The following is a 6,242-nucleotide window of genomic DNA, read 5'->3' on the forward strand; positions in this document are numbered from 1 at the left end:
GCAATGAATAAATACACAGAAGAAATCATAAGCACAAATACGCCCTATGGTTCAGCTGCTTTATGGTGGCTTGGTCAAATGGGACTTATTGTAAAAATGGGCGCAACTACAGTATGCATAGACTATTATGCAACTCCAGGTTATGACAGACAGATTCAGCCTCCGATTCCTACGGATGAAGTGATTGGAATAGACGCTTTTCTCGGCACCCATGATCATTTGGATCACATAGACCATGAAGCTTGGAAAATATGGGTCAAAAACTGTCCTGAGGCTAAATTTGTTTTTCCTAAACCATTTAAAGATGCAATTATTGAAGACGGAGTAAATCCCAAAAATGCTCTGGGAATAAATGAAGGAGAATCTATCCATATTGGAGATGTAACAATCCATGCTATTGCTGCATCCCATGAATTTCTTGACAAAGATGAAACGACAGGTCTTTTCCCATATTTGCAATATATTGTTGAAGGAAACGGCGTCCGTATACATCACGCAGGTGACACTGTCCGCTATGAAGGTATGCTTCCAAAGCTTCGGGGCTTTGGGCATATTGATGTTGAACTACTTCCGATAAATGGCCGAGATGCTGACCGATATCGCAGATGCTGCATCGGAAATATGACATATCAGGAAGCTGCTGACCTTGCAGGTGACGTTCAGCCCGGTCTTGTTATTCCCGGACACTATGATATGTTCAAGGATAACAGCGAAGATCCTATAAAATTCAAAGAATATATTGATGTGAAATACCAGGAAAAGCTCAAATGCATTATTCCTAGAATCATGGATACTATTATTGTTTGTTCAGAACAATGAAATTCTTATCATCACTTATTGGAGTTTTGAAAAGAAATACTATCGCTATAACCGCTATGAATTTGAATTTCACTAAAAAAGCCTTTCACATTTTTTCAAAATTATATAAAGTCCCGACATAAAGCAGCAATCATGCTTTACATCGGGATCAGATTATCCAAGTTATTCAATATAGCAACTACTGTTTATTGCAGCATTCAACCACATCAATTATTTTTTCAAGCTTATCACATAATCGATAGACAAACCTGTATTTTGTGCAACATATTCTGGAGTACTTCTATTATCTGTTCAACCTTAGTCAACATTAGCATCCTCCTTATCTTTTCGGCATCATCCTTTAAGATTACTTTGTCACAAAAAACCAATAATCCTTTCAGAATAAATACTCTAAGTCTTTCGTCTTCAATATCATCAGAGATTTCGATCATCCTCTGTATTGCGTGATAAGTGCTCCTATAACATTGATATTTGGCTGTTATAGGAGCACTATCTATTTGTTTTATTTCATTTTTCTAAATATCTTTTTACTTCTTTTTCTTATCCATTTCTTCCTGATACTTCTGATAAAGATTCTCTCCGTATGCTCCGAAGAATCCGATTATAACTACCCACCACCAACTCATTCTCTTTGCATTGTTTCCAGGTGTATTGATCTTACTAAATGTTGAGGAAAGAGCTACATTGTCATCTTTAATATCTACCATTGGTCCATTATTATTGTTGTCTGTACCTGTTATTTCCTCTGTAGCGGTTAATGTAAGATTAGTTGCATCGTCCATATCGTCATTCATTGTGCTACTATCAGATGAACCTTTATTGTTATTTGTTTCGTCCATGAGGATGTTATTTGTTGGTACATCTCCTAAAGGAGTCTTATTCTCTTCAATGTTTGTAATATCACCTGTATTTTGAATTGATCCTTGATTTTGATCAAAAGTGGTATTAGTGCCTCCTTGATCATTAAGTGCATTAACATTGAAGTTAAATTCAGGAAGATTTGAAATTGTTTCTTTTGGAATTGTATTTATTAATCCTGTTGCTATTATGTCATCCAAATCTTCAATCGGAGTTGAGGTTGTTGATGTAAGTCCAGGAAGATTAGTTGCAGGTGAAGAAGTATCAGTTGTTGGAGTCGGTGTTGAATCTGTTCCAGTCTCTGTGTCACCTGTTGTATCTCCTCTTGTTCCGCCATCTGAATCTGTACCAGTAGTACCGGTAGTTCCAGTGCCGCTTGTGCTTTCGTCGTCAGATTCTGTCTCACTGGTTGTTCCGGTTGTTCCTGTTCCTCCAGTTGTGCCGGTTCCACTTCCGCTTTCGTCGTCGGATTCTGTCTCACTGGTTGAGCCAGTTCCACCAGTTGTTCCTGTGCTACTTCCACTTTCATCGTCAGATTCTGTCTCACTGGTTGTTCCGGTTGTTCCTGTTCCTCCAGTTGTGCCGGTTCCACTTCCGCTTTCGTCGTCGGATTCTGTCTCACTGGTTGAGCCAGTTCCACCAGTTGTTCCTGTGCTACTTCCACTTTCATCGTCAGATTCTGTCTCACTGGTTGTTCCGGTTGTTCCTGTTCCTCCGGTTGTGCCGGTTCCATCGGTTTTTCCCGTGTCACTTCCATTTTCATCGTCGGATTCGGTCTCGCTGGTTGTTCCGCTTGAGCCTGTTCCTCCGGTTGTACCTGTTCCATCGGTTGTTCCAGTGCCACTTCCACTTTCATCGTCGGATTCTGTCTCACTGGTTGTTCCGCTTGAGCCTGTTCCTCCGGTTGTGTCGGTTCCATCGGTTGTTCCAGTCGTTCCTGTTTCTCCGGTTGTTCCAGTGCCGCTTCCACTTTCATCGTCGGATTCTGTCTCACTGGTTGTTCCACTTGTTCCTGTTCCTCCGGTTGTGCCGGTTCCATCGTTTGTTCCCGTGTCACTTCCATTTTCATCGTCTGATTCGGTCTCGCTGGTTGTTCCGCTTGAGCCTGTTCCTCCGGTTGTACCTGTTCCATCGGTTGTTCCAGTGTAACTTCCATTTTCATCGTCTGATTCGGTCTCGCTGGTTGTTCCGCTTGAACCTGTACCTCCGGTTGTACCTGTGTCGCTTCCGCTTTCGTCGTCGGATTCTGTCTCACTGGTTGAGCCCGTTCCACCAGTTGTTCCTGTGCTACTTCCACTTTCATCTTCTGATTCTGTCTCACTGGTTGTTCCACTTGAGCCTGTTCCTCCGGTTGTACCGGTTCCATCGGTTGTTCCAGTGCCGCTTCCGCTTTCATCGTCGGATTCGGTCTCACTGGTTGTTCCACTTGTTCCTGTTCCTCCGGTTGTGCCAGTTCCATCGGTTGTTCCCGTGTCACTTCCATTTTCATCGTCTGATTCTGTCTCTTCTGTTGTTCCGCTTGAACCTGTACCTCCGGTTGTACCTGTGTCGCTTCCGCTTTCGTCGTCGGATTCTGTCTCACTGCTTGAGCCAGTTCCACCAGTTGTTCCTGTGCTACTTCCACTTTCATCGTCAGATTCTGTCTCACTGGTTGTTCCACTTGTTCCTGTTCCTCCGGTTGTGCCGGTTCCATCGGTTGTTCCAGTGTCACTTCCACTTTCATCGTCAGATTCTGTCTCGCTGGTTGTTCCGCTTGAGCCTGTTCCTCCGGTTGTACCGGTTCCATCGGTTGTTCCAGTGCCGCTTCCGCTTTCATCGTCGGATTCGGTCTCGCTGGTTGTCCCGCTTGAGCCTGTTCCATCGGTTGTTCCAGTGTCACTTCCACTTTCATCGTCTGATTCTGTCTCACTGGTTGTTCCGCTTGAACCTGTACCTCCGGTTGTTCCAGTCGTTCCTGTTTCTCCGGTTGTGCCAGTGCCGCTTCCACTTTCATCGTCTGATTCGGTCTCACTGGTTGTTCCGCTTGATCCTGTTCCTCCAGTTGTTCCTGCACCGCTTCCGGTTTCATCATCGCTTCCTGTACCTGTTTCTGTCTCTACTGTTGTACCTGATTCTCCGGTTGTTCCACTTGAGCCAGCTCCGCTTCCTTCGTCGCTTCCTGCACCGGTATCTGCGTCTACTATTGTTCCTGAACCTGTACCACTTCCTTCCCCATTCTCTGTCTCAGGAGTTGTTCCTGTTCCTTCACCTACATCAGTTCCTGCACCTGTTCCGGATCCTGTTTCTTCTTGAACAGGAGTCAATCTTTCAATTGTATTTCTAAGATCATTAGAAGCTGATGAAAGTTTGCTTTCCAAAGTATTTACTTTTGTCTGAGCATCAGCCATCTTTGTATTAGCATCTGATTTAAGTTTATTTAATTCTGTAATAAGCTCATTTATTGTAAGTGTATTAAATCTTGCCGCATCTTCTTCTGATACTTTTAGTCCATAATGAGTGGCAATATCTTCAACACCAAGCACTTTCACTGCTAGTCTGGATTTTCTTGAATTCTGTGTCTGAGTCTTTATAGAATCTATAGCATCAGCCAGGTTCTCAACCTGCTGTTTTGCATTAGCTGCAGCAACTTTTGCTTCTAGAGTTTCTTCTTTATATGCCGCATACTTGGATATAAGTGCTGTAGTATTCCCTTTAAGATTCTTATTTGACTCAATAAATGTATCAAGTGCTTTACTGTTTGCCTTAATAGTATCTATAGTATCTTGAGTAATAATCCCATCTTGAACATTTTGAGCCAAAATTGAAGGAACATCACCTGGCTTGGTACTTGTAGTCTTTAGATATGTCTCATAATTATTTCCAAGTGCAATACAATTTCCACTATGAAGGAGATTATTCTGATTCTGAATGATCTGAGTAAGTTCGTAACCATTATAAGAGGTAAAGATACCGTTATCTAACGCTTCTTCGCCTGCATTAACCAGCTCATCCTGAACGATATAGTGTTTATTACCATTTTTATCAAGGTAGTAATACATATCAAACTTATGATCCTTAAATGCCTGATCTTTTTTATTATCTTTTAAAAGATTTGGATTATTCTGTGTATAATACTCATAAGCATACTCAGCTGCCTTGATTTCATCTTCCGTTTTCTCGAAGATAACCATTCCATCTGTATTGGAAGTTCTGGTATCACTTGGTCCTCTTTTTGCTATTGAATCCCAGTTAAAATAGCTTACTCCTTCCTGTAAATTTCCGTTTTCATCCTTATATTTATAAGTGAATTGATGATAAGAATATTCCGATTTATCAACTTTCTTAACTACGGTATATTCAAAACCTTCTTCAGGAACTATATTTATTCCCAGAATTTCAGGAATATAATAATAGATTACAACATCCTGCATATTTGCTCGATTAGTGTCGAGACCGCCAACTGACCATTTATTTCCTTTTCTTTCTTTTAATTTATTGGCTTCCTTCTCATCTTCAAGCTTGCCCTGAACAATGTCGAGCGCCTTATCAAGATCATCTACTTTCTTTTGTGCTGCAGCAACTTCACTTAGTGCTGACTGAGTGATGTTGTAGGCGCCATGGATTTTTTGATCCATAGTGTTCTCTGATGTAACAAGTGCTGCCTGCGCCTTTTCAAGTTCATTAAGTGCTGTTTCATATTCATTATTTAATCTGTCTATATATGCCTTTCTTGTGGCAAGATCTGTTTTTGTATCTGTAACCAGTTTTTCCAGATCATCATAAGCTTTTTGTGCGTCCTGTGTATTTTCTGCATTCTGGATTTTGTCAACAAATTCGGACAGTTTGTCATTTGCTTCTTTTACCTCAGCTTCCATGTTATTAGCTGTGGTAATAGACTCTGAAACATTTTCTACAGCTTGATTTGCTTCTTCGTTCATATTCGAATAAGCTTTTTCAATATCTTTATTGGCATTTTCTACCTCAACAAGGTTTTGCTTTACTTCGCCAATTTTTGCAGCGGCATCATTTAAGTTAGAAGATGCTGACTTATCAATTGTACCATCCGGTACCTCTTTATCCTCTATAACATCCTCTGCAGCTTCTACAAGGTTTTTAATTGCTTTATTTGTTTCATCAGAAGCTTCCCCAACATTTGCAGCTTCGATGCCTTTTTCTTCGTCTCCATGAAGGATCAGTTCTGCTGCTTCTTTTGCTTCTTTATCCGCATTTGTTTTATTCTGAGCTGTTGAATTATTTTCGCCCTGATTCTGGGTCTCCTGCGAATTATTCTCACTCTGTTCCTGGTTTGATTCGCCTTGATTCTGCTCACCCTGGTTTGCTTCGCCCTGGTTCTCTTCGCCTTGGTTTTGTTCTCCTTGGTTCTGCTCCCCCTGGTTTTCTTCGCCTTGGTTTTGCTCACCTTGGTTTTCTTCACCCTGATTCTGCTCACCTTGATTTGCTTCACCTTGGTTCTCTTCGCCTTGGTTTTCTCCACCTTGATTTTCTTCGCCCTGGTTTGCTTCGCCCTGGTTTGCTTCTCCCTGGTTTTGTTCTCCTTGGTTTTCTTCACCTTGGTTCTGCTCGCC

General features: G+C 41.6%; 1 protein-coding gene and 1 pseudogene. One reads left to right on the forward strand and one right to left on the reverse strand.

Going from position 1 to position 6,242, the window contains the following annotated elements:
- Positions 1 to 3: 3 nt before the first annotated feature.
- Complete coding sequence (locus BM086_RS00945) at positions 4 to 819, forward strand: MBL fold metallo-hydrolase (RefSeq protein WP_175560045.1); 816 nt, start codon at positions 4 to 6, stop codon at positions 817 to 819.
- Positions 820 to 1,346: 527 nt separating this feature from the next.
- Here the strand turns inward: BM086_RS00945 and BM086_RS20705 are convergent.
- Positions 1,347 to 6,242, reverse strand: a pseudogene (locus tag BM086_RS20705) (hypothetical protein); the annotation flags it as partial.

It is taken from the genome of Butyrivibrio sp. YAB3001, assembly GCF_900112195.1.
Classification (GTDB): domain Bacteria; phylum Bacillota; class Clostridia; order Lachnospirales; family Lachnospiraceae; genus Butyrivibrio.

What these genes read in the sequence shown, in the direction of transcription:
- BM086_RS00945 (WP_175560045.1), top strand. Translation starts at nt 4, where the DNA reads ATGAATAAATACACAGAAGAAATCATAAGCACAAATACGCCCTATGGT.